Below are 20,684 nucleotides of genomic sequence, written 5' to 3'. Positions count from 1 at the left end.
GGGACGGCGCCGGGAGGGTAGCAATCCATCATGGCCGACGACGCATCCCCCATCCGCCCTGCCTTCGCCGATCTTTCGGCGCCTCGCCACGACTGGACGCTGGATCAGGTCGAGGGCCTGTTCGCGCGGCCGTTCATGGAACTGGTGTTCGACGCAGCCACCGTGCACCGCCGTTGGTTCGATCCCTCCGAGGTCCAGAAGTCGCAGCTGCTGTCGATCAAGACAGGCGGGTGTGCCGAGAACTGCGGCTATTGCTCGCAGTCGGCCGCGTTCGACACGGGGCTGAAGGCCGAAAAGCTGATGGACACCACCGCCGTCCTGGCCGAGGCCATGGCCGCCAAGGCCGGCGGGGCGTCCCGCTTCTGCATGGGCGCGGCCTGGCGTGAGCTCAAGGATCGCGACACGCCGAAACTGGCGGCGATGATTTCCGGCGTAAAGGCGCTGGGGCTGGAGACCTGCGCGACCCTGGGCATGCTGACCGCCGACCAGGCGCGGCAGCTAAAGGCCGCCGGCCTCGACTACTACAACCACAACCTGGACACCGGCCCCGAATACTACGCCGAAGTCGTCACGACGCGGACCTATCAGGATCGGCTGGACACGCTTGGTCACGTCCGTGACGCGGGCATGAGTACCTGCTGCGGCGGCATCGTCGGCATGGGCGAGACGCGACGGGATCGGGCCGGGTTGCTGCATGCGCTGGCGACCCTGCCCGACCATCCAGACAGCCTGCCGGTCAATGCTCTGGTCCCCGTGACCGGGACGCCGCTGGGCGAGCGGGTGCTGAAGACCGGCGAGATCGATCCGATCGAGTTCGTGCGCACCGTCGCCGTCGCACGTCTGGTCTGCCCGAAAGCCATGGTGAGGCTGTCCGCCGGCCGCGAGACGATGAGCCCGGAAATGCAGGCGCTGTGCTTTCTGGCGGGTGCCAACTCGATCTTCGTCGGGGGCAAGCTGCTGACGACACCCAATCCGGAACAGGACGAGGACACACGGCTGTTCGCACTGCTGGATCTGCGGCCGATGGAACCTATCGCCGTCGCCTGACGGCTCAGGCGCGACCGATCAGGAGCGGGTCGGCGTCGCGGTGGCGGGACGCAGGCCCTCGACGCTGGCGCGGGTCACGGCCGGACGGCGCTCACCGCCCGAGGCGATGACACGGTCGATCCGGGATTTCTCGGCCCGGAAGGCGGCCAGGTCAGCCCCCGTCAACTGGACATTGTCCTCGACGCGGATGCTGCCGGGATTGATCCGCTGGCCATTGCGCCAGATTTCATAATGCAGGTGCGGGCCCGTGGAAGCTCCGGTCGTGCCGACATAGGCCACGACCTGACCCTGGCTGACGCGCTGGCCGGCCCGGATGCCCGCGCCATAGCGCGACAGGTGGCCGTAGCCACTTTCCAGACCGTTGGCGTGGCGGATCCGCAGCCAGTTGCCGTAGCCGCCCCAGCGACGGGCCTCGACCACCACGCCGTCGGCGGGGGCGACGACCGGCGTGCCGGTTCCGGCGGCGAAGTCGATGCCCTGGTGCATCTTGCGATAACCCGAGATCGGGTGGACGCGGAAACCGAAGGTCGAGCTGATCCGGGTCGCCCGGTCCAGCGGCGTGCGCATCATCGAGGAACGCATGCTCTTGCCGGTGGCGTCGAAATATTCGGCCTCGCGCGCGCCGGGGCGCTGGAAGCGATAGAAGACCGCGCCCTTCAGCTCGGCGTACAGCAGGTCGCCGGTGTCGATGGTGCGGCCGTTCTCGGTCACCGAGCGGTCGAACACCAGGGTGAACTGGTCGGCGGCGTGAACGTCGCGGTCCAGGTCGAAGCGGTGGCCGAACAGCTGGTTGGCCTTGCGTCGGATGGCGGCGTCGGCTCCCATCCGCTGGGCCGTGGCGGTCAGCGAACCCTCGACATTGGCGTGGACGACCATGGTCTCGTGGGTGACGCGCTCTTCCAGAGCCCGCAGCCGAAGAGCGCCGTCGAAGCTGCGCGACACCGTCAGCTGGCTGGCCGGGCCAGTGCGCATGGTCAGGCCGATCAGACGGGCGTCGCCGCGACCGCCGCGGGGATGGGAGATCGCGGTCTCGAACCGCAAGCCCGCGCGCATTTGGCTCAGGTCGAAGGCGTTGGACACGGTGGCGGCGACAGCCGAGGCCTCGGCGGCCCCGATACCGGTGCGGCGCACGGCCTGTTCGAAGGTTTCCCCGCGACGAATCTGGACGGGAATGGCTTCGGGCGCGGTCAGTCCGGCCGGCGTTCCGGCGGAGGCGAAGGCGCGCGCTTCAAGCGACGCCATCTGCTGCGGGGTCAGTTCGGGAACCACTTCGGCCTGGGCGGGTTGATAGACGCGCCCTGCGAGCATCGCCACCGACACGGCGGCCACCGCTGTGAGCAGATGTGGTGCAAAACGCATCGGCTGGCGGCGCGGATCGAACTGGGCCATCGGTCCCCGGCAAACAACGACGCCACACGGCGACAGGATCTACGAACAGCAAGGATCGCGCCGGAGTGCCCCCAATCGCGAAGCAAGCCCTATAGCTCGCGGTTTCCAGAATGGGAAGCAGGTTCGTTACAAACCATTAACCGCCGTGACCCGCTTGGGTAAAAACATGGCTATCCGGGTCTTTCGACAGTGGTTGCGACAGTCTATCGCCAAGCTATGATCCGCTTTGCTGTGCGTCCGGACATGCGAATTCGCATTCGTGAAAACCACTTCACTCAACGTGACCTTCACGCCACTCGTTGTGTCGAACGGGCAACGCTGGTGTGGCCCGGATGGTCTATCGGAAACCTGACCACGCTCCCCGCCGACCCTGCTGCGTCAGCATCGTCGCGCGCATGAGCGGTCCGTCCAGCTCCGGGACGGAGTCTTCGAAGCCGCGCCGGTTCCGGCTCATCCTGACCGGTTTTGGCACGATCCTGCTGATTGCCGTCGTTCTGTTGGCTGTCGCATGGATGAACCGGCGCGTCGCCGCGCGCGAGGTTCTGGTGGGCTGGCTGGACCGCCGCGGCATCGAGGCGGACGTCTCGATCGAGCGGCTTGAGTTGACCGGTTTCGTCGGCCGGGTCCGGATCGGCGACGCCTCGAACCCAGACGTGACGGTCGAGCGGGTCGAGGTCGACTATGCGCTGGGCATGCCCTGGTCGCGGCAGGGACTGGGTGTCACGCCCTCGCGCATTCGGCTGGTACGCCCCGTGGTGCGCGCCGCCTGGAAGGAGGGCCGCATCTCGTTCGGATCGCTGGACCCGCTGATATCGGAATTCACCGGCCGCCCTGCGCGTCCCGACAGCCGGGGACCGCTGGTCCTGATCGAGAGCGGGCGTGTGCGGGTCGACACCGAATATGGCCCCGTGTCCCTGCTGACCGATGGGCGGATCGACGACGGCAAACTGATGCGGCTGTCGGCCCTTATGCCGGTCGCGTCCCTGAAAAGCGGAGCGACAGAAGCCCGGGCCCTGGGCGGATGGCTGGATCTGACGACCACGGGCGACCGCGTCGCGATCAGGACCGACCTGTCCGCCGCGTCCATGACCTTTGGCGGTGGCTCCGGCCAGGCCCTGTCGATCAAGGGGACGGCGGACCTGCCCTATCCCGACCTCAAGGCGCGGCGAGGCGACGGGCGTGCCGTCATCGACCTGGTTCTGGCCGGGCGACGGATGGCTCTGGGCGGGGTCGATGCCACCGATGTCGATCTGGCCCTGAAGGCGCAAGGCACGGTCGCCGGCTGGATCGAGACCCTGGCTTTTGACGGAACGACCGATGTCCGCGCATCGGCCGCAAGGTTTGCATCACCGAGCGTATCGGCGATGAACGCCGCGGTGCGCGCCTCGCGTGCTCGCGTTTCCGCCGCGCGGCGTGGCGGGACCTTCGACGGTCGGTTCGAGGGACCGGTGACGCTGACCGCGCGGTCGGGTCGAGCCGCCGACTTCGGCCTGACAGGCGTGTCGCTGTCGGTGCCCGACCTGACCGTGGCGACACAGGAGGGTCGCACGACCGCGGTCGGATCCATCGGCGCGACGCTGGACCGGTTCGGCTTCGACTCCCTCCGTCTGGACGCTGTCGCCGGCCGTATGGCCCTGGACTATGGGTCGACGCGGGACGATGCCCTGGTGTTGACCGGCTCGGTGACGGTTCGGAACGGTGCCTGGCCCCTTTTCGGCGCGATTGGATCACAGGACATCCCCGAGCTGGCGGAGATGAAGCGGGCGCTCGGAGCGTTTTCGGCGACCGCGCCAGACCTGCGCGTGACCTCCGGAACAGCCGGGCTGGCCATAGCCTTGGCAGGACCCGCGCGCCTCGTGCCCGCCAATGGTGGCGTGCTGACCCTGAACCCCGTCGCGCGGCCCATCTTCGCGGCCAGGCCGGGCGAGCGAGGCGGGGGTGCCTTGATCCTGACGGCCACGCGCGGGCGCGGCCTGCCCGAGGCGAGATTCGCCATCCCCGACTGGCGGCTGACAGCGGGAGGGTTCCAGGCCACCCTCGACGGTCGGGCAGTGCTCGATTTCGGCCTGGCCCGTGGCCTGGACGTTCAGACGCGGGGCGTCCTGGCCACCGACAGGGGACGCCTGACCTATACCGCGTCGACCTGCCTGCCACTGACGGTCGAGCGGCTGGAGCTGGACGAGAACGACGTGATGGACGTGTCGGGGCGGCTTTGCCCCACGGCCGGCCCACTGGTCGTGTCCCGGAATGGAGGCTGGCGGGCGACCGGCCGCTTCGAAGGCGTCGCGGCCTCTGTTCCGTTCCTGGCCCTGGACGTCGCGGACGCCACCGGCACCCTCGTCGCGACCGGCGCGCCGTCGGGCCTAGGCCTCGAGGCGACGGTCACGGGTGCCCGCGTGGACGACGCGACCCGACCGCTGCGCTTCAATCCCCTGTCGGCCACCGGGGTCGTCGGCCTCGCGCAGGAACGGTGGAGCGGGACCTTCGATCTGGCTCGCAAGGGCGACACCCTCGGCCGTTTGACCCTGGCCCACGACGGGCTGACGGGTGCAGGCGGCGTGACGATCGATGCGCCGTCGCTGGTGTTCGCCGAAGGGGGTTTGCAGCCCGCGGACCTCAGTCCGATGGTGGCGGATGTCGTGCGTTCGCCTGCTACGGGCTCGGCGTCCTTTACCGGGCGCATCGACTGGCGACCCGACCTGCCCGAGGGTTCCAGTTCCGGCCATCTGGTCGTCCCGGGCCTGGATTTCGTCAGTCCGGCCGGACCGGTGAAGGGCCTGTCAGGCACGATCGACTTCACCAACCTGGCCCCGCTGACCACCGCGCCGGACCAGACCCTGAAGGTGGCCACGCTGGAATCCATCGCGCCCCTGACCAACCTGGACCTGACGTTCCAGCTCGACAAGGCGGCGCTGTCGGTGGCCGGTGGACGGATCGAGGCGGCGGGCGGCACGATCGGCGTCGAGCCCTTCTCCGTGCCTCTGGATCGGCGCCCCTTCTCCGGCGTCATCGTGCTCGACCGTGTCCAGCTGGGCGATCTGATCGCGGGCTCCGGCTTCGGCGACAAGGTGAAGCTGGATGCGGTCGTGTCGGGCCGCCTGCCGTTCACCAGCGATCCGGACACCGGCGTGAAGATCACCGGCGGCACCCTCTATGCCGCCCAGCCCGGACGTCTGTCGATCCAGCGCGAGGCCCTGAGCGGACTGGAGGCCGGCGGCGGCGGCGAGGTTCCACCCAACACCGTCGAGGACCTGGCCTATCAGGCCATGGAGAACCTGGCCTTCGACGTCCTGACCGCAGATGTGAACAGTCTGGACGAGGGCCGTGTAGGGGTCCTGTTCCACATCAAGGGCCGCCATGATCCGCCCCAGACGCAGGAGCTGCGCCTGACCCTGGCCGAGCTGATCAGCCGAGAGTTTCTGAATCGGCCCCTGCCTCTGCCGTCCAACACCGGCATCGACCTGACACTGGACACGACGCTGAACCTGAACCAGCTGGTCTCGGACCTCCTGGCCATCAACAAGGCGCGTTCCGGAGGCACCGCTGGCCCTGTGACCCCGAACGAAATCCAGCCTTGACCGTTCAGACCCCGTTCACCGCCCCGGGCGCACACCGGTTTCACGATGTGACGCCGACGGAGACCAGCTCATGACCCTGCCCCAGCGCCTGACCCGCCCCCTGCTCCTGACCCTGGGAACAGCCGTGCTGCTGGCCGGATGCACGCCGACGATCCGCCTGCAGGTCGATCCGATCCAGATCTATGCCAAGCTGGACGCCGACGTGCGCGTCCGCCTGGATCAGGAGCTTCGTGACCTGCTGGTCGAAAATCCCAACCTGTTCTGATGGAAAAGACTCACCCCATGTCTCTTCACAAGATGTTCGTCCTCGGTGCCGCCCTCCTCGCTCTGGGCGCCGCCGCCGGTGCCGCGCTCGCGCAAACCCCGGCGCAGAAGGCCACGATCGACGCCGCCAAGGCGCAAGGCGTCGTCGGCGAGCAGGCTGACGGTTATCTGGGTTTCCGCACCCCGGCGTCCGACCCCGCACTGCAGACGGCGGTGACCACCACCAACGCCGCCCGCCGCGAAGCCTATGCGGCCAGTGCGCGTCAGGCCGGCACAACGCCCGACGTTGCGGCGGCGCGGATGTTCGAGAGCCAGCTGATGCCGCGCATCACCTCCGGCCAGTGGTATCGGAACGCCGCCGGCCAGTGGGTGCAACGCTGATCTGACGCAGGCGGCCGGCGCGCCGATGTGCTACGACGAGCGGCATGGTCGCCCGGCTCATCCGTCTTTCGCTGATCACCCTGCTGGGTCTGGCTATCTCCGGCCTGGCGACGTGGGGCCTCAGCCTGTTCTGGATCGCCATCGGCGGCGGCAGCCTGCCCCTGCATGGCTGGATCGCCATGGGTCTGGGTGTGAGCGGCACCGTGGGCCTGACGTACGGGCTTATGGCCCTGGCGTTCAAATCGAACCGCGAGGGCTGGGATGACCGGGTGGACAATTCCCTGGACCCCGGTCAGGCATCCCGCGACGATTAACGCTCGACCATACCCTGAAGCGGCGTGCGTGGAAGCGTCGCCAGCGTCAGCACCCCGTCATGGTCGGTATCCAGGGCCAGGAACCAGCGGTCGGTGGCCTGGGACCACTCCTGCGCCGTGACCGTCTGATTGGTGTCGGTGTCGGCGGCCTTGATCGGCTGGGGGTAGTTGAAGAATCCGGCTGCCGCGATCGGACCATAGGCCATGGGACCGCGTGGCGCGCGAGGACCTCTCAGTGGTGTGGGTGGGACGCGAGACACGATCTCCTGGCCCGATCCCGCCAACGGCAGACCACCATAGCCGTCGCGCGTTCCAGCGCCCGCCGCCGGACCCTGAAACCCCGGGATTGTGGCCCGGGCCGCATCCAGAGCCTGTTCGTAGCGCACGATCTCCTCTGGGCTCAGACGTCCGTCCGCGTACAGGTCCAGCGCCCGGAAGACCCGCTGGCCATCGGCCACGAACTCCGATCCCGTCATTCGGTCGTCATGGTTTGTATCCGCCGCCGCGAACCACTTCGCCACGGGCCAGGGCTGGCCGGGTTCGGAGGCGAACAGCTCGCCGAACGGACTGACGAACAGGCCGGGGCCGCCCGCCATCGGGCCTCGGCCGGCCGTCGATCCGCCCGGTCCGGGATCACTGGCGCACCCCGTCAGCATGACGCAGGCCAGCGCTGCGGCGGCCATCGCCTTTTCCCTATCCAGCATGAGACCTCCCCTGGAGCCCGGCTCAGTTCGCCGGCGACGTCGCCGGTTCCGACGATTCCGGCGGTGCCGGTCTGAACAACAGGGCCGCGATCAGGCCGGTGTCGTCAAGACCGATGACCCACTGGGTGACCGCTTCGTCGAATGTCACCAGGAACTGCCCTGCATCGTCGCGCGTGCCCTGGGCTTCAATGGACAGTAGGTCACCGTAGCCGTTCAGCATCGGTGAAAGCGTCGCCAGCTGGCCCTGCAGGCGGGTCGCCAGACCCGGCGTATACATCTTGGCGTCAAGGGCCCCCGTGCGCAGCTGCTCTATCACCTCACGCAGGGCCGCTTCCGCGACCGCCGCTTCGCTCGGTGGAGCCGAGGTGGCCACGGGCGGCGGGGGCGAGGTCGCGGCATCGAAACTATTGGGAAGGGTCGCCGCCGCGCCGGAAGACGGGGCCAGGGACCGGCTCTGGCTCGAAGGCAGGGTCTGAGACAGCGCCGGACCGGCGAGCGAGACGGAAAGGGCGGCCATCAATACGGCGCGAATGGTCAGGGGCATGCCGGAACTCCTCGGGATCAGCCCATGATCCTTGTCCAAAGCGACAGAACGAGGGCGGCTGCCGACATGGTGGTCGCGGCCGTGATGCAGACGACGATCCAGGTGGGGGTGCGGGTCGGCTCGACGACGACCGTCTGGGGTGCCGGCGGGTCCTGAACCAGGCGAGACAGGGCTCTCGCCCCGGCCAGGACCTCCTTCAACCCGTCTCGAATCTGCGCCTTGGGTCCCAGCTCTCGGGTGATCCAGCGCTCGACCACGGGCTGGGCCGCCGACCACAGGTCGTGATCGGGGTTCAGGCGACGAGCGACCCCCTCGACCGAGACCATGGTCTTCTGCAGCAGAATCAACTCGGGACGCAGGTGCATGTCGAACAGGGCGGTGATCTCGAACAACTGACCCAGCAGGCGGCCCATCGACACCTGCGACGCCGCACGGCCGATGACCGGCTCTCCGACGGCGCGCAGCGCCTGGGCGAAGGCCTCGACCGAATGATGCGGCGGGACGTATCCGGCCTCGAAATGGACCCGGGCGATGCGCGGATAGTCCCGCGTCAGGAAGCCCCAGAGGATCTCGGCCAGATAGCGCCGCTCCCCTTCGCCCAGCCGCCCGACGATGCCGAAATCGACCGCAGTCAGCTCGGCCGGGGCATAGGCGAACAGGTTTCCCTCGTGCAGGTCGGCGTGGAAGGTGCCGTGGTCCAGCGCCTGGCTCAGGAAGGCCCGCACCACGTTGTCGGCCAGGGCGTCGATGTCCATGCCGGGCTGCAGGATGGCCTCGGGGTCCGTCATCGGCAGACCCGTGGCCCATTCCAGCGTCAGCACCCGCTTGCCGACGCCGTCCCACACGACCTTGGGGGCCGACATATGCATGCCGTCGTCCCGGGATTTCTCCATGATGTCGTGAAGCTCGGAGGCCGCGGCCGCCTCCAGCCGCATGTCCAGTTCCAGATACATCGACCGGGCCACCGTCTCGACGAAGGCTTCGGGTTCCAGACGGCGCGCGGCGGGAACCAGACGGTGGACCATCCGGGCGGCCAGACGCATCGCATCCAGCCCGGTGGTCACGCGCCGCTCGACGCCGGGCCGCAGCACCTTGACCGCGACCTTCCTCCCATCCGCCAGCCAGGCGGGGTGCGCCTGGGCCAGCGACGCCGCCCCGATCGGATCGCCGAAGTCGGTGAACAGGCTTTCGACTGGCCGACCCAGGGAGCGTTCGATCTCGCGCCGGGCCTGATCGGTCGGGAACGGCGGCAGCTTGTCCTTCAGTCGCCCCAGATCGCGCGCGAACTCGATGCCGAAGATGTCGGCGCGGGTGGCCATCACCTGACCCAGTTTGACCGCCACAGGGCCCAGGGTCTCGAAGGCGCGGCCCAGACGCTGTCCGGGACGGCCGTCGCGGCCTTCCTTTCCGGCGAACAGATGGATGAACCCGGCGATCGGACGAACCCAGCCGGGCAAAAGCGGCGTTAGTTCGCGCGGCAAGAGGGCGTCGTGCCGTGCGAGGGCACCGCCCCAGCGCAGCAGCCGCCAGGTCGCGCCCACGGGATCGCGGACCGGCACTGTCGGTGGTGGCGGGGGCGCGACCCGGTACGAGGCCGACCCAGATGACAGGGGCAGGCTCAGACCGCCCACCCGAAGTGGATCGCGGCGACCCCGCCCGACAGATTGGTCACGGTCACGCGGCTGAAGCCCGCGTCCTCGATCATGGCCTTGAAGGTCGGCTGGTCCGGGAACCGGCGAATGCTCTCGACCAGGTACTGATAGCTGTCGCGGTCCTTGGCGACCCAGCCGCCGATGCGCGGGATGGCGTGAAACGACCAGGCGTCATAGGCCTTTCGCACCGCCTCGGCCGTGGGCCGCGAGAACTCCAGGCAGATGAACCGGCCGCCCGGCTTCACCACGCGGCGCGCCTCCTTCAAGGCCCCGGCGATGTCGGAGACGTTCCGGATGCCGAAGCTGATGGAATAGGCGTCGACCGAGGCGTCGGGCATCGGCAGGGCCATGGCGTCGCCGACGGTCCAGATCATCTCCGGCTCTCCGCCCTTGCCGACCCCGGCCAGGATCATCTCGGCATTGTAGTCCAGCACGACGACCGAGGCGTCGTCGCCGCCGCGACGCTCCTGCGCCGCGCGCGCCATTTTCGAATACCGCCGCGCCATGTCCCCGGTGCCGCCCGCGACATCCAGGATGGTCTCGCCGGGACGGGGGTTCAGCTTGGCGGCGGTCGCGTCCTTCCACAGCCGGTGGACGCCCCCGCTCATCAGGTCGTTCATCAGGTCGTAGCTGGAGGCCACGCTGTCGAACACACCCCGGACCATGCGCACCTTCTCGCGCGCGTCCACGTCGCGGAATCCAAACGGCGAGGTGGTTTCGGTCGGGGTGTCGGGATCGCTCATTCGGGCGGTCTAGCGCGACGGCGCGGCTCCGTCACCGGGCGGCGGCGTCGCGGGGGCCAAAACCCCTTCAATCACGCGGTGCCCCGGGCAGCGGGACCTCGAGGTCCTTCATCACGCTTCGCATCGACTGATAGCAGCCACAGGCCGCCGTCTCGAGCGCCGGACGATCGAGAACCTCCACCCAGCCGCGTCCGCGCTTGATCAGCTTCTTGCTCTCCAGTTCGGTCCCGACCTCCGAGACCGTTGCCCGTCGCACGCCCAGCATCTCGGCGATATCGGCCTGGGTCAGGTCGAACCGGGCCCCCTCGGCGCGGTCGTGCAGCGTCAGCAGCCAACGAGCCAGCCGTTCATCCAGCCGGTGCTGCGCGTTGCAGGCGGCGGTCTGCTGGACCTGGGCGAACAGGCTTTCCGTGAATTTCGACAGGGCGACGCGCATGGACTCGCTCTTGGCGAGCGCGTCGGAAAAAACATCTGCCGGGCAACAGGCGGCCGCCCCCTCGATCTGGGCGATGGCCCGGCTGGAGGCGCGGGCGTTCATGGGGCCGCAGGTCACCCCGACCAGACCCTCGCGCCCGATGGCGGCGGTCTCGACCAGTCGGTCCTCTGGCAGGACGGTCATCAGGCTGACCACCCCGCTCATGGGAAACCAGACCTCGTCCACCGCCTCACCGGCATCATAGAGCATCTGCCCCTGGGCGAAGGGAGTCTCGTGCAGATGGGGTTCCAGACGCCTGCGGTCGGCCGGTTCAAGGGCCGCGATCCAGAGATTGTCCATGATAGCCTCCCACGACAAACAGTGACGCTTTCCAACGCCAACCGTGACCGTGGGTTCCTGCCGCCCGTGCCCTTCCCCCGCGTGATCTTGCCGGACCCGGCGACCGGGTCTAGGCCAGCGTCATGACCCGTCCCACCATATCCCCGACCGAAGCCGCCGCCGCTGCTGCGGGCTGGACCGTTGCCCCCGGCGACCGCCCCGGCATCGCCCGGTCGCTGAAATTCGCCGATTTCAACGCCGCCTTCGCCTTTATGACGCGCGTGGCCCTGAAGGCCGAGACCATGGACCACCATCCGGAATGGTCGAACGTCTACAACCGCGTGGATATCCTGCTCACCACCCATGACGCGGGCGGGGTAACCGAGCTCGACCTCACGCTGGCGCGCTTCATCAATGACGCCGCGACATCCCTGGGAGGGGAATGACATGACCAAACCTGGACGCGTCGCGGGCAAGGCGGCCCTGATCACCGGCGGAGCCCAGGGCCTGGGCGAGGCGATCGCCTGGATGCTGGCGCGAGAAGGCTCGAAGGTCGCGGTAACCGACATCAATGGCCCGGGCGCGCTGGCCCTGGCCGCCCGGATCAATGCCGAGATTCCCGGCTCTGCCTTTGGTTATGCCCACGACGTCACCTCGGAGGACCAGTGGGCCGATGTCGTCGCACGCGCGACGGCCGACATGGGCGGGCTGTCCATCCTGGTGAACAACGCAGGCGTCGGCGACGTCCTGCTGTTCGCCGAGCAGGACACGGCTGAAAACTGGCAGCGGCAGTACGAGATCAACCTGCGATCCGTGATGTTCGGCTGCAAGCACGCCATGCCGCATCTGCGCGCCTCCGGCGCGGCCTCGATCGTCAATATCTCGTCCATCGCGGGACTGGCCGCCGGTGTCGGCATGGGGGCCTACAACGCCACCAAGGCAGGCGTCTGGATGTACACCAAGACGGTCGCGCTGGAAGCCGCCAGGATGGACTGGAACGTCCGCGTCAACTCCGTCCACCCCGTCTTCATCAAGACCGCGATCCTGGACCCCTTCGTCGCCATGGCCGGCGGGGACGAGGTTGAAGCGCACAAGAAGCTGGCGCGCGGCATCCCCCTGAAACGGATCGGCGAACCCGACGATGTCGCCTGGTGCGTCCTCTATCTGGCGTCGGACGAATCCAAGTTCGTCACGGGATCAGAGTTCAAGATCGACGGCGGCATGACGGCGCAATAGGCGAAGGGCGCTATCGCTCGGCTCACGGAGCCTCGCTGCTTGAGCGCGTCTCCTCCCTGTTCGCGCAGCGAATGGGGAGGTGGCAGCGAGCTCTTGGCGAGCCGACGGAGGGGTTCTTGCAGCCTTTACCGGCCTAAATCCACCGGCAGGATCTGGCTGGCCAGCAAGGTCTCCATGCCGCGCCAATGGTCGGCCCCTTGCCCTTCGACCCAGGCCTCGACGGTGTCGCGGCCCAGGCCGTAATTGATGATGTAGCTGCGATAGGTCTCGATGAAGCGCAGCCGCTGGGCCGCCTTGTCCGGTGTGGTCAGCGTGTATTTGGCCAGTCGCGCGATGGTCTCGGCCCGATCCACCCGTCCGGCCAGGAAGTCGTCGGCGATCGTGTATTCGGCCCGCGCCAGCTGCCGCGTCAGCGCCTGCAACCGCGCCTTCTTCTCGAAATCCGCGCCCGTTATCCCAGCCAGGGGCGCCAGCACATCGTGTTCGAACCGCGCGCCCTCGTCGCCCGGAAAGGCCAGGTCGATGCCATAGTTTGCGCTGCCCTCGGCCACGAAGGACATGGGGCTGAACAGCGGATAGACGCTCATCTCCACCCAGCCGCGCTCATTCACGAAGGTCCGCTCCAGAAGCGCGTTGTAGACATGGTGGCCGGGGTATCCCTCGTGGCACCCCAGGTCGATCGCCCGCTCGGTGTAGATCGGGAAGTCGGTGTTGATCTCGATCTTCGAGGCCGCGTCGCCCTGGAAATAGTTATAGCCCGACCAGGGCTTGTCGGTGACGAAGGCCAGGGTGAACCGCTCGTTCGAAGGCAGGGCGATATGCTGGACGGTGCGCCTGCGGCACTCGGCGATGGCGGCGGTCATGACAGGTTCCAGCCGGTCCTTGGGAATGATGAAGGCCGACTTGAACGCCGCGACCCGATCGACCAGCGGTCCATCGCCCGGCAGCAGGGCGTCGATCTGGCCCAGCGTCGCGTCATAGTCCGACAGTGGCTTCAACTCGGGCCGGACCCCGAACAGGGCGAAGGCCTCGTCCGCGAAGGGCAGGCGCTCGCCCGCGATGAAACGCAGCCGCCCCGAGGCGGCCGAGACATGGGCCAGCAGATAGGCCTTGCGCTGGACGATCATGGGATCGGCCCCGGCCATCGAGATCGCGTTCAGCCGGTTGGTCAGGGAGGCGGCACCCTGCATCAGGGCGGGCACCTCTCGCGGCGCGGCCTTGGCGGCCTCGGCCCATTCGGGCGGACCGTAGTAGGCGTCGACATAGCCGGGCTCGCGCTCGCCGATCTCCAGCGTCAGGCGAACATAGTCGGCGGCGATGGCGTCCAGTGTGTCACCGGACGGGTCGGCAACAGGCACCGTGGCGCAGGCTCCGAGCAACAGCAGGACGGCGAGAAACAGGCGACGCATGGCGAACTCCGGTAGAGATGCGTCACGCTATGCCGTGGTCCCGATGCCGCCAAGCCTCATTCCGGGATTGAGACGGTGGCGGACCTGCTGTAAGGCCCTTCGTCCGGCCGCGAGGCCAGGCGATGCACCCGTAGCTCAGCTGGATAGAGTACTGCCCTCCGAAGGCAGGGGTCAGAGGTTCGAATCCTCTCGGGTGCGCCACCTTCCTTCAGACATTCAGGATCGCCACGGGAACCGGCTCGTCCGGGGCCAACGCCGGCGCGTGGGGCGGGCGGCGCAGCAGGGCGTCGGCGGCCGCCAGGACCGTGACCATCGAGGAGTCCTGATCGGTCAAGGCCCGGACGGTCGCCCGGCCCTCCGCATCGCACCCGATCACGGCGCGCATATAGTGGTCGCGCGGGCCGTTGGCGGGCAGGGGTTCGGCCAGAGGCATCGGCTGGAAGACGGGCGCGGCCTGACCGCCCTGCATCGCCGCCAGCAGGGGGACCAGGAACAGCTCGGCACAGACCAGGGCGGATACCGGGTTGCCCGGCAGACCCAGCAAAAGGCGGCCGTCCGGCAGGGTGGCGAACCAGACGGGCTTGCCGGGGCGCATGGCGACCCCCTCGACCAGCAGCGTCGCGCCCAGGCTGCGAGCGGCGGGCTTCAGCAGGTCGTGGTCCCCCACCGAGGCCCCGCCGATGGTGACGATCAGGTCGGCGTCGGTGTGGCTCAGGCTGTCGGCGATAGCCTCCAGCGTGTCGCCGACCAGCGGCAGACGGCGGACCTCCGCCCCCGCGCGCCGGGCGACCAGGGTGACGCCCGGTCCGGCGGCGTCGTGGATCTGATACGGGCCGATGGGAGCGCCCGGTTCGACCACCTCGTCGCCGCCCGCCAGGATGGCCATCCGTGGGCGGCGAGCGCAGGCGAGCTGCGGTCGCCCGGCGGAGGCGGCCAGGGCCACGCGCCATGGGTTCAGTCGCAGGCCAGCCTCCAACAGGACCGAACCCACTGCATAGTCGGCCCCGCGCGGGCGCACCCAGCCGGGGGCGTCGGTGGGGGCATGGACAATCAGGTGGTCGCCGTCGCGGGTCGCCTCCTCCTGGATCACCACCCGGTCGGTGCCGGGCGGCAGGGGGGCGCCGGTGAAGATGCGGACGGTCTCCCCGGCCCCCAGCGGAATCTCGCGTCCACGCCCGGCCGCGCTTTCGCCGACGATCCGCAACGGAGCCGTGCCCAGATCGAGCGTCCGCACGGCCCAGCCGTCCATGGCCGAGGCGTCGAACGGCGGCTGGTCGCGGGTGGCGACGACGGCCTCGGCCAGCCAGCGGCCGTCCGCCTCGATCAGAGGGACGCGTTCGCGGGGCAGGACCGTCACGGCCGCCAGCATCGCGGCACGCGCCGTCTCGACGGACGGCAGGCTCACGCGCGAACCCAGTCGCCGGACTTTCCGCCGGTCTTCTTCACCAGTCGCACCGCCTCGATCGTCATGCCGCGATCGACGGCCTTCAGCATGTCGTAGAGCGTCAGGAGCGCGACGGTGGCCGCCGTCAGGGCCTCCATCTCCACCCCCGTGCGGCCGGTGGTGCGGGTCGTCGCGGTGACCGACAGGCCCGATCCGTCGGCGCTCGGCTCCACCGCCACGACCACGGCGTCGAGCGGCAGGGGGTGGCACAGGGGGATCAGGTCGGCGGTCCGCTTGGCCGCCATGACCCCCGCGATCTCGGCCACGGCGCGGACATCGCCCTTCTTGCCGCCGCCAGACAGGGCCAGGGCCAGGGTCGCTGCCTCCATGACGATCCGGCCGGTCGCCACGGCCTCGCGCACCGTCGTGGCCTTGGCCGAGACGTCCACCATCCGGGCGCGACCCTCGGCGTCGATATGGGTCAGATCCGCCATCAGACCTCCAGCAGACGCGGCATGATCTCGACCAGGTTGCAGGGGCGGTGGCGGCTGTCGAGCTGCCAGCGGATCACCCGGTCCCATCCGTCGCGTACCGCCCCGTTCGACCCCGGCAGGCAGAAGACGAAGACGCCGTCGATGATGCCGGCGGTCGCGCGAGACTGCAGGGTGGACAGGCCGATGGTCTGGTAGCTGACGGTGTGAAAGACGACCGAAAAGCCGTCGATCCGCTTGTCGAACAGGGGCTCCAGCGCCTCGGGCGTCACATCACGCCCGGTCAGGCCCGTGCCGCCGGTGGTGATGATCGCATCCACGGCGCCGGCGTCGATCCAGGCCCGGACCTGACCCCGGATGGCCTCGATGGCGTCAGGCACGATGGCCTTGTCCACGCAGACATGGCCCGCCGAGACGATCCGCTCGGCCAGGATGCCGCCCGAGGTGTCGCTGTCGTGATCCCGTGTATCCGACACGGTCAGAACGGCGATCCGCACCGGCACCACGGGCTGGTCCAGCAGCAGTTTTCCACCCGGCGCGGGCAGGACGTCGGAGGGCGGCGCATCGGTCATGGCGTGGTCTCCCATCGGGCGGCGTCGGCGTGATCGGTGGCGCGGGCTTCGATCCAGCGGCGGCCGTCCGGCCCCTCCTCGCGCTTCCACAGGGGGGCGCGGGTCTTCGTCTGGTCCATCAGGAAATCGGCGGCCTGAAAGGCGTCGCGGCGATGCACGGCGGCGGCGGCCACGAAGACGATGGTCTCGCCGACCGCGACCTCGCCCCAGCGATGGACGGCGATCAGGTCGATCAGGTCGAACCGCGCCCGCGTCTCGGCCTCCAGCTCGGCCATCACCCGCTCGGTGAACCCAGGCCAGGCGTCCAGCGACAGGGTCTGGACCGCCCGGCCTTCGGTGGCGGCGCGGCACAGGCCGGTGAAACTGACCACCGCCCCGACCTCGGTCCGGTCGCGGCAGAAACCGGCCAGCAACGCTGCGGGGTCGATCGGGGCGGTTTGGAGCCTGACCACGCTCAGCCGCCCGACACCGGGGGCGCGAAGGCGACCTCGTCGTCCGGCCCGACGGGATGGTCGCCGCGCACCACCACCTGGTTCACCACCGTCATCAGGCCCGGCCGCGCCAGCCGTTCGGCCAGCCGCTCGTCCTCGGCCAGGGTCGCGCGCAGGGCCTCGACGCTGCTGCCCGCGATCTCGCGTTCGCGCCAGCCGGCGGCGTCGGCCAGGGCTCCGAACAGCAGCACCCGCGCCATGGCTCAGCCCCCCGTCATCGACATGGGCCGGGCGACGGCGGGGGCCAGACCGGCGCCGATACGGAAATCGTGGCTCCTCGGTTTCATGGCCACCGCCTCCCGGATCGCCAGGGCCACCGCCGCATCGTCGCCCGCGCGCAGGATCGGTCGCAGGTCCGCGTGATCGTCCTTGCCCAGGCACAGATACAGCCGCCCGGTGCAGGTGACCCGCACCCGGTTGCAGGTCTCGCAGAAGGTGTGGGTCAGGGGCGTGATGAACCCCAGGGTCCCGCCCGTCTCTTCCACCCGGACATAGCGCGAGGGGCCGCTGGTGCGCTTGGCCAGCGGCGTGAGCGTCCAGCGCGCCTCCAGATCGCGCCGCACCTCGGTCAGCGACAGGAACTGGTCGGTCCGGTCGATCCCGGTCTCGCCCAGCGGCATGGTCTCGATCAGGGTGATGTCGTGGCCCTCGGCATGCGCCCAGGCGATCATGGCGGGCAGGTCGACGGCGTTGTCGGCCTTCAGAGCCACGGTGTTGATCTTGACCACGATCCCGGCCGCGCGCGCCGCCGCGATCCCCTCCAGCGCTCTGGACAGGTCGCCGCCGCGGGTGATCCGGCGATAGGCCTCGGCGTCCAGCGTATCCAGCGACACATTGATCCGCCGTACCCCGTGGCCAGCCAGCGCCTCGGCGTGCTCGGCCAGATGGGTGCCGTTGGTGGTCAGGGTCAGTTCGTCCAGCACACCGGATTTCAGATGCCGGGACAGCTTTGCGACAAGGTCTATGAAGCCCTTGCGGATCAGCGGCTCCCCGCCCGTCAGGCGCAACCGGCGGGTGCCCAGGCCGACGAAGACCGAACACAGCCGGTCCAGCTCCTCGATCGACAGCAGCTCGGCGCGGGGCAGGAAGGTCTGACGCTCGGCCATGCAATAGGTGCAGCGCAGGTCGCACCGGTCGGTCACCGACACGCGCACATAGTCGATCGACCGGCCGAACGGATCGACCATGGGCAAGGCGGACTGGCTGGACGTTGACGGGTGCGTCATGCTCAAATCAGCATAACGGTCGCGGTGTGGGAGCAAAGTCATTTCTGTCCTGATCGACCGACGGGCGCTTTGGGTTACAGGCCTGACGGCCCTGGCCGGTTGCGCCACGGCCGAGCCCGAGCCCCTGACCCTGTTCGCCGCCGCCTCCCTGACCGATGCGCTGACGGAGCTGGCGACCCGTTTCAGCGCCGAGACCGGCCGCCCGACGCGGACGGTCTTCGCCGCCAGCGGGGCCCTGGCGCGCCAGGTCCTGTCGGGAGCTCCGGCCGATCTGGTGGTCATGGCCGACACCGACTGGATGGACAGGCTGGCGGCGGCGGGCGTCCTGCAGCCCGACACCCGGGTCGATCTGCTGACTAACAGCCTGGTGGTGATCGCGCCCGCGGACCGCCCGCAAACGCCGTTCGCCTGGCGCGGCCGCATCGCCATCGGCGATCCCGACAGCGTCCCGGCGGGCCGCTATGCGCGCCAGACGATGCAGGCGCTCGGCGTCTGGGACCGCGCCGACCTGACGATGGTGACCGCCGCCGATGTGCGCGCGGTCCGAGCCTTCGTGGCGCGCGGCGACGCCGATCTGGGCGTGGTCTATCGCAGCGACGCCCTGGGGTTCGACGCGGTGAAGGTCGTCGCCACCCCGCCGGCCACCGTCCAGCCCCGTATCCTGTATCCGGCCGCCCTGACCCGCCCTGCCGCCCCGGGGTCAGCCGCCCTGCTCGGCTTCCTGCGTTCTGCTCCGGCCCGGGCCGTCTTCGCGCGCCATGGCTTCGGATCGGCGGCATGACCGACGCGCCGCGCCTGTGGTTTCAGATCCGCATCGGCGAGGGACGGTTCGGGCCGGGCAAGGCCGAGCTTCTGGCCCATATCCGCGACACCGGATCGATCAGCGCGGCGGCGCGCCGGATGGGGATGTCCTATCGCCGCGCTTGGACCCTGCTGGAGGCCGTCAACGCCCTGACCGGCGCGCCGGCCGTCGAGACCGAGCGCGGCGGTGCGCGGGGCGGCGGGGCGCGACTGACACCCCGTGGCGATGCGCTGCTGGCCGCCTATGAGACGCTGGGCCGGACCCTGGCCGCGACGGCCGCGCCGACGCTGGCGAGCCTCGGACGTCCAGGCAGCCTGGACGCACCGGATGACTGACCTGATGGCCCCCCTGAACGCGGCCGAGCTTCAGGCCCTGGGCCTGTCGCTGCGGGTCGCCGCCGTCGCCACCCTGGCCACCCTGCCCGTCGCGGTGGGGATCGGTTGGCTGCTGGCGCGCGGGGCCTTTCCCGGCAAGGGACTGGTCGAGGCCGCGATCAATCTGCCGCTGGTCCTGCCGCCGGTCGTCACCGGCCTGGTCCTGTTGCTGCTGTTCGGGTCGCGGGGGCCGCTGGGCCGGATCCTGGCCGAGGTCTTTGGCCTCAGCCTGCTGTTCCACTGGACCGGGGCCGCGCTGGCGGCCTCCATCATGGCCCTGCCCTTGATGGTGCGTCCCATCCGCCTGGCCATCGAGGGCGTGGACCGGGGGCTGGAGCAGGCGGCGGCGACCCTGGGCGCGCCGCCGGCCTTTGTCGCCCTCAGCGTTACCCTGCCGCTGGCGCTGCCTGGCTTGATCGCCGGAGCCTTGTTGGGTTTTGCCCGCGCGTTCGGCGAGTTCGGGGCCACCGTGACCTTCGTAGGGGCCATTCCCGGCGAGACCCGGACCCTGCCCGTCGCCATCTATGCCTCGCTGCAGGGGATCGATGGAGAGGTGACGGCCCTGCGTCTGGCCATGGTCTCGGTCGCCGTCGCCATGATCGCCCTGTGCGGCACCGAAGCCGTCAGTCGCCGCCTGGCCCTGAGGAGCGCGATCGGATGAGCCTGTCGTGCGCGGTGCGCGCCGAACGGGGTGGGTTCGGCATCGACGTCGCCTTCGAAAGCGGGGCGCGCATCGTGGGCGTCGAGGGCGCGTCCGGGGCGGGCAAGACCACCCTGCTGCACGCCCTTTGCGGCCTGGTGCCCGTCGCGCAGGCCCGACTGGTGGTGGACGGCGAAGCCTTGGTCGATACCCGCTCCGGCCTGTGCCCGCCGCCCCATGCCCGGCGGATCGGTTATGTCTTTCAGGATGTGCGGCTGTTCCCGCACCTGCGCGTGGCCGACAACATCGCCTACGGCCGGCGGTTCGCGCCCGGCGGCGGCGACACCGGCGATTTGATCGCGCTTCTGGGGATCGAGCACCTTCTGGGGCGCTGGACGCGGAACCTGTCCGGTGGCGAGGCGCGGCGCGTGGCGATCGCGCGCAGTCTGGCGGCGCGACCCCGGCTGCTGCTGCTCGACGAGCCGTTCTCGGGTCTGGACCCGTCGCGCCGTGACGAACTGATTCCCTGGCTGATCGACCTGACGAGCCGGATCGACGTGGCGATGCTGGTCGTGTCCCACGACGCCGCCGATCTTCAGGCCCTGGGGGCCGACCGGATCCGTCTGTCGGCCGGCCGGATCAGTCCAGACCGTCGTCGGTGACCTGATAGGTCAGGCCGCTGGCCACGG

The 20,684-nt window shown here is 69.4% G+C and carries 24 protein-coding genes and 1 tRNA gene; 12 read left to right on the top strand and 13 right to left on the bottom strand.

Annotated elements, in window-relative coordinates; all coding sequences use genetic code 11:
• The first annotated feature begins 30 nt into the window (after window positions 1–30).
• A complete protein-coding gene (gene bioB / locus AC1DW4_RS08460) occupies window positions 31–1,047 on the top strand; it encodes a biotin synthase BioB (RefSeq protein ID WP_477016800.1) in 1,017 nt (338 codons plus the stop codon).
• 18 nt (window positions 1,048–1,065) lie between these two features.
• Here the strand turns inward: bioB and AC1DW4_RS08455 are convergent, their stop codons facing one another.
• Window positions 1,066–2,436, bottom strand: coding sequence for a peptidoglycan DD-metalloendopeptidase family protein (locus AC1DW4_RS08455; protein WP_477016799.1), 1,371 nt, complete (start codon window positions 2,434–2,436; stop codon window positions 1,066–1,068).
• 395 nt (window positions 2,437–2,831) lie between these two features.
• Between AC1DW4_RS08455 and AC1DW4_RS08450 the strand changes: the two genes are divergently transcribed.
• The 4 genes from AC1DW4_RS08450 (at window position 2,832) to AC1DW4_RS08435 (ending at window position 6,973) form a co-directional block, all read left to right on the top strand.
• Window positions 2,832–6,014 (top strand): intermembrane phospholipid transport protein YdbH family protein, encoded by a 3,183-nt coding sequence (locus tag AC1DW4_RS08450; protein ID WP_477016798.1) that lies wholly within the window; start codon window positions 2,832–2,834, stop codon window positions 6,012–6,014.
• A gap of 70 nt (window positions 6,015–6,084) precedes the next feature.
• The gene (locus AC1DW4_RS08445; RefSeq protein WP_477016797.1) at window positions 6,085–6,279 is read left to right on the top strand and encodes a YnbE family lipoprotein; all 195 of its coding nucleotides are present in this window, start codon (window positions 6,085–6,087) and stop codon (window positions 6,277–6,279) included.
• Between the two features lie 17 nt (window positions 6,280–6,296).
• Window positions 6,297–6,659 carry a YdbL family probable chaperone protein gene (locus AC1DW4_RS08440; RefSeq protein ID WP_477016796.1) on the top strand — a complete coding sequence of 121 codons (363 nt, stop codon included), beginning with the start codon at window positions 6,297–6,299 and terminating at the stop codon, window positions 6,657–6,659.
• Window positions 6,660–6,703: 44 nt separating this feature from the next.
• Window positions 6,704–6,973, top strand: coding sequence for a hypothetical protein (locus AC1DW4_RS08435; RefSeq protein WP_477016795.1), 270 nt, complete (start codon window positions 6,704–6,706; stop codon window positions 6,971–6,973).
• Here AC1DW4_RS08435 and AC1DW4_RS08430 read toward each other — a convergent pair.
• From AC1DW4_RS08430 to AC1DW4_RS08410, 5 genes are all read right to left on the bottom strand, one after another.
• On the bottom strand, window positions 6,970–7,677 hold the full coding sequence (locus AC1DW4_RS08430; protein WP_477016794.1) for an EF-hand domain-containing protein: 708 nt from the start codon (window positions 7,675–7,677) through the stop codon (window positions 6,970–6,972). The two genes, AC1DW4_RS08435 and AC1DW4_RS08430, sit on opposite strands and share 4 nt — an antisense overlap.
• Before the next feature lie 22 nt (window positions 7,678–7,699).
• Complete coding sequence (locus AC1DW4_RS08425; RefSeq protein ID WP_477016793.1) at window positions 7,700–8,221, bottom strand: hypothetical protein; 522 nt, start codon at window positions 8,219–8,221, stop codon at window positions 7,700–7,702.
• 17 nt (window positions 8,222–8,238) lie between these two features.
• On the bottom strand, window positions 8,239–9,852 hold the full coding sequence (gene ubiB / locus AC1DW4_RS08420; RefSeq protein ID WP_477016792.1) for a 2-polyprenylphenol 6-hydroxylase: 1,614 nt from the start codon (window positions 9,850–9,852) through the stop codon (window positions 8,239–8,241).
• Window positions 9,840–10,616, bottom strand: a complete 777-nt coding sequence (locus AC1DW4_RS08415) for a class I SAM-dependent methyltransferase (protein ID WP_477016791.1) — start codon at window positions 10,614–10,616, stop codon at window positions 9,840–9,842. The genes ubiB and AC1DW4_RS08415 overlap by 13 nt, the downstream gene beginning before the upstream one ends.
• A gap of 67 nt (window positions 10,617–10,683) precedes the next feature.
• Window positions 10,684–11,391 (bottom strand): Crp/Fnr family transcriptional regulator, encoded by a 708-nt coding sequence (locus AC1DW4_RS08410; RefSeq protein WP_477016790.1) that lies wholly within the window; start codon window positions 11,389–11,391, stop codon window positions 10,684–10,686.
• A 122-nt stretch (window positions 11,392–11,513) separates the two neighbouring features.
• Between AC1DW4_RS08410 and AC1DW4_RS08405 the strand changes: the two genes are divergently transcribed.
• A complete protein-coding gene (locus AC1DW4_RS08405) occupies window positions 11,514–11,816 on the top strand; it encodes a 4a-hydroxytetrahydrobiopterin dehydratase (protein ID WP_477016789.1) in 303 nt (100 codons plus the stop codon).
• Between the two features lies 1 nt (window position 11,817).
• On the top strand, window positions 11,818–12,606 hold the full coding sequence (locus AC1DW4_RS08400; protein ID WP_477016788.1) for an SDR family oxidoreductase: 789 nt from the start codon (window positions 11,818–11,820) through the stop codon (window positions 12,604–12,606).
• A 125-nt stretch (window positions 12,607–12,731) separates the two neighbouring features.
• Here AC1DW4_RS08400 and AC1DW4_RS08395 read toward each other — a convergent pair whose 3' ends face one another.
• Window positions 12,732–14,015, bottom strand: a complete 1,284-nt coding sequence (locus AC1DW4_RS08395; RefSeq protein WP_477016787.1) for a hypothetical protein — start codon at window positions 14,013–14,015, stop codon at window positions 12,732–12,734.
• A 124-nt stretch (window positions 14,016–14,139) separates the two neighbouring features.
• On the opposite strand from AC1DW4_RS08395, the gene AC1DW4_RS08390 reads away from it, so the two are divergent.
• Window positions 14,140–14,216 (top strand) — tRNA-Arg (locus AC1DW4_RS08390).
• Between the two features lie 7 nt (window positions 14,217–14,223).
• Here AC1DW4_RS08390 and AC1DW4_RS08385 read toward each other — a convergent pair.
• The 6 genes from AC1DW4_RS08385 to moaA are packed head-to-tail and all read right to left on the bottom strand — an operon-like array spanning window position 14,224 to window position 18,215.
• Window positions 14,224–15,420 (bottom strand): molybdopterin molybdotransferase MoeA, encoded by a 1,197-nt coding sequence (locus AC1DW4_RS08385; protein WP_477016786.1) that lies wholly within the window; start codon window positions 15,418–15,420, stop codon window positions 14,224–14,226.
• Entirely contained in the window at window positions 15,417–15,893 is a 477-nt protein-coding gene (moaC, locus tag AC1DW4_RS08380; RefSeq protein ID WP_477016785.1) for a cyclic pyranopterin monophosphate synthase MoaC, read from the bottom strand. The genes AC1DW4_RS08385 and moaC overlap by 4 nt, the downstream gene beginning before the upstream one ends.
• Window positions 15,893–16,462, bottom strand: coding sequence for a molybdenum cofactor biosynthesis protein B (gene moaB / locus AC1DW4_RS08375; protein ID WP_477016784.1), 570 nt, complete (start codon window positions 16,460–16,462; stop codon window positions 15,893–15,895). The genes moaC and moaB overlap by 1 nt, the downstream gene beginning before the upstream one ends.
• Window positions 16,459–16,914 carry a molybdenum cofactor biosynthesis protein MoaE gene (locus AC1DW4_RS08370; protein WP_477016783.1) on the bottom strand — a complete coding sequence of 152 codons (456 nt, stop codon included), beginning with the start codon at window positions 16,912–16,914 and terminating at the stop codon, window positions 16,459–16,461. The genes moaB and AC1DW4_RS08370 overlap by 4 nt, the downstream gene beginning before the upstream one ends.
• 2 nt (window positions 16,915–16,916) lie before the next feature.
• Window positions 16,917–17,153 (bottom strand): MoaD/ThiS family protein, encoded by a 237-nt coding sequence (locus tag AC1DW4_RS08365; protein WP_477016782.1) that lies wholly within the window; start codon window positions 17,151–17,153, stop codon window positions 16,917–16,919.
• A 3-nt stretch (window positions 17,154–17,156) separates the two neighbouring features.
• Complete coding sequence (moaA, locus tag AC1DW4_RS08360; protein WP_477016929.1) at window positions 17,157–18,215, bottom strand: GTP 3',8-cyclase MoaA; 1,059 nt, start codon at window positions 18,213–18,215, stop codon at window positions 17,157–17,159.
• A 4-nt stretch (window positions 18,216–18,219) separates the two neighbouring features.
• Between moaA and modA the strand changes: the two genes are divergently transcribed.
• The 4 genes from modA to AC1DW4_RS08340 are packed head-to-tail and all read left to right on the top strand — an operon-like array spanning window position 18,220 to window position 20,657.
• Entirely contained in the window at window positions 18,220–18,960 is a 741-nt protein-coding gene (gene modA / locus AC1DW4_RS08355; RefSeq protein ID WP_477016928.1) for a molybdate ABC transporter substrate-binding protein, read from the top strand.
• Window positions 18,957–19,316, top strand: a complete 360-nt coding sequence (locus AC1DW4_RS08350) for a winged helix-turn-helix domain-containing protein (RefSeq protein WP_477016781.1) — start codon at window positions 18,957–18,959, stop codon at window positions 19,314–19,316. Before modA ends, AC1DW4_RS08350 begins: the two co-directional genes overlap by 4 nt.
• Window positions 19,309–20,016: a molybdate ABC transporter permease subunit gene (gene modB, locus AC1DW4_RS08345; RefSeq protein ID WP_477016780.1), complete on the top strand. Its 708-nt coding sequence runs from the start codon at window positions 19,309–19,311 to the stop codon at window positions 20,014–20,016. The genes AC1DW4_RS08350 and modB overlap by 8 nt, the downstream gene beginning before the upstream one ends.
• Window positions 20,013–20,657: an ATP-binding cassette domain-containing protein gene (locus tag AC1DW4_RS08340; RefSeq protein WP_477016779.1), complete on the top strand. Its 645-nt coding sequence runs from the start codon at window positions 20,013–20,015 to the stop codon at window positions 20,655–20,657. The genes modB and AC1DW4_RS08340 overlap by 4 nt, the downstream gene beginning before the upstream one ends.
• Window positions 20,658–20,684 lie beyond the last annotated feature (27 nt).

The organism is Brevundimonas sp. P2_A6, assembly GCF_056404975.1.
The sequence above is the reverse complement of the archived record's forward strand: the minus strand, read 5'-3'. Positions and strand labels throughout refer to the sequence as shown.

Excerpts from the sequence above, each read along its gene's own strand:
- AC1DW4_RS08395 (WP_477016787.1), bottom strand. The coding sequence starts at position 14,015 with ATGCGTCGCCTGTTTCTCGCCGTCCTGCTGTTGCTCGGAGCCTGCGCC.
- AC1DW4_RS08450 (WP_477016798.1), top strand. The coding sequence starts at position 2,832 with ATGAGCGGTCCGTCCAGCTCCGGGACGGAGTCTTCGAAGCCGCGCCGG.
- bioB (WP_477016800.1), top strand. The coding sequence starts at position 31 with ATGGCCGACGACGCATCCCCCATCCGCCCTGCCTTCGCCGATCTTTCG.
- AC1DW4_RS08340 (WP_477016779.1), top strand. The coding sequence starts at position 20,013 with ATGAGCCTGTCGTGCGCGGTGCGCGCCGAACGGGGTGGGTTCGGCATC.
- AC1DW4_RS08400 (WP_477016788.1), top strand. The coding sequence starts at position 11,818 with ATGACCAAACCTGGACGCGTCGCGGGCAAGGCGGCCCTGATCACCGGC.
- moaB (WP_477016784.1), bottom strand. The coding sequence starts at position 16,462 with ATGACCGATGCGCCGCCCTCCGACGTCCTGCCCGCGCCGGGTGGAAAA.
- AC1DW4_RS08430 (WP_477016794.1), bottom strand. The coding sequence starts at position 7,677 with ATGCTGGATAGGGAAAAGGCGATGGCCGCCGCAGCGCTGGCCTGCGTC.
- AC1DW4_RS08365 (WP_477016782.1), bottom strand. The coding sequence starts at position 17,153 with ATGGCGCGGGTGCTGCTGTTCGGAGCCCTGGCCGACGCCGCCGGCTGG.
- AC1DW4_RS08415 (WP_477016791.1), bottom strand. The coding sequence starts at position 10,616 with ATGAGCGATCCCGACACCCCGACCGAAACCACCTCGCCGTTTGGATTC.
- AC1DW4_RS08425 (WP_477016793.1), bottom strand. The coding sequence starts at position 8,221 with ATGCCCCTGACCATTCGCGCCGTATTGATGGCCGCCCTTTCCGTCTCG.
- AC1DW4_RS08410 (WP_477016790.1), bottom strand. The coding sequence starts at position 11,391 with ATGGACAATCTCTGGATCGCGGCCCTTGAACCGGCCGACCGCAGGCGT.
- AC1DW4_RS08445 (WP_477016797.1), top strand. The coding sequence starts at position 6,085 with ATGACCCTGCCCCAGCGCCTGACCCGCCCCCTGCTCCTGACCCTGGGA.
- AC1DW4_RS08405 (WP_477016789.1), top strand. The coding sequence starts at position 11,514 with ATGACCCGTCCCACCATATCCCCGACCGAAGCCGCCGCCGCTGCTGCG.
- moaC (WP_477016785.1), bottom strand. The coding sequence starts at position 15,893 with ATGGCGGATCTGACCCATATCGACGCCGAGGGTCGCGCCCGGATGGTG.
- AC1DW4_RS08440 (WP_477016796.1), top strand. The coding sequence starts at position 6,297 with ATGTCTCTTCACAAGATGTTCGTCCTCGGTGCCGCCCTCCTCGCTCTG.
- AC1DW4_RS08350 (WP_477016781.1), top strand. The coding sequence starts at position 18,957 with ATGACCGACGCGCCGCGCCTGTGGTTTCAGATCCGCATCGGCGAGGGA.
- AC1DW4_RS08455 (WP_477016799.1), bottom strand. The coding sequence starts at position 2,436 with ATGGCCCAGTTCGATCCGCGCCGCCAGCCGATGCGTTTTGCACCACAT.
- AC1DW4_RS08435 (WP_477016795.1), top strand. The coding sequence starts at position 6,704 with ATGGTCGCCCGGCTCATCCGTCTTTCGCTGATCACCCTGCTGGGTCTG.
- modB (WP_477016780.1), top strand. The coding sequence starts at position 19,309 with ATGACTGACCTGATGGCCCCCCTGAACGCGGCCGAGCTTCAGGCCCTG.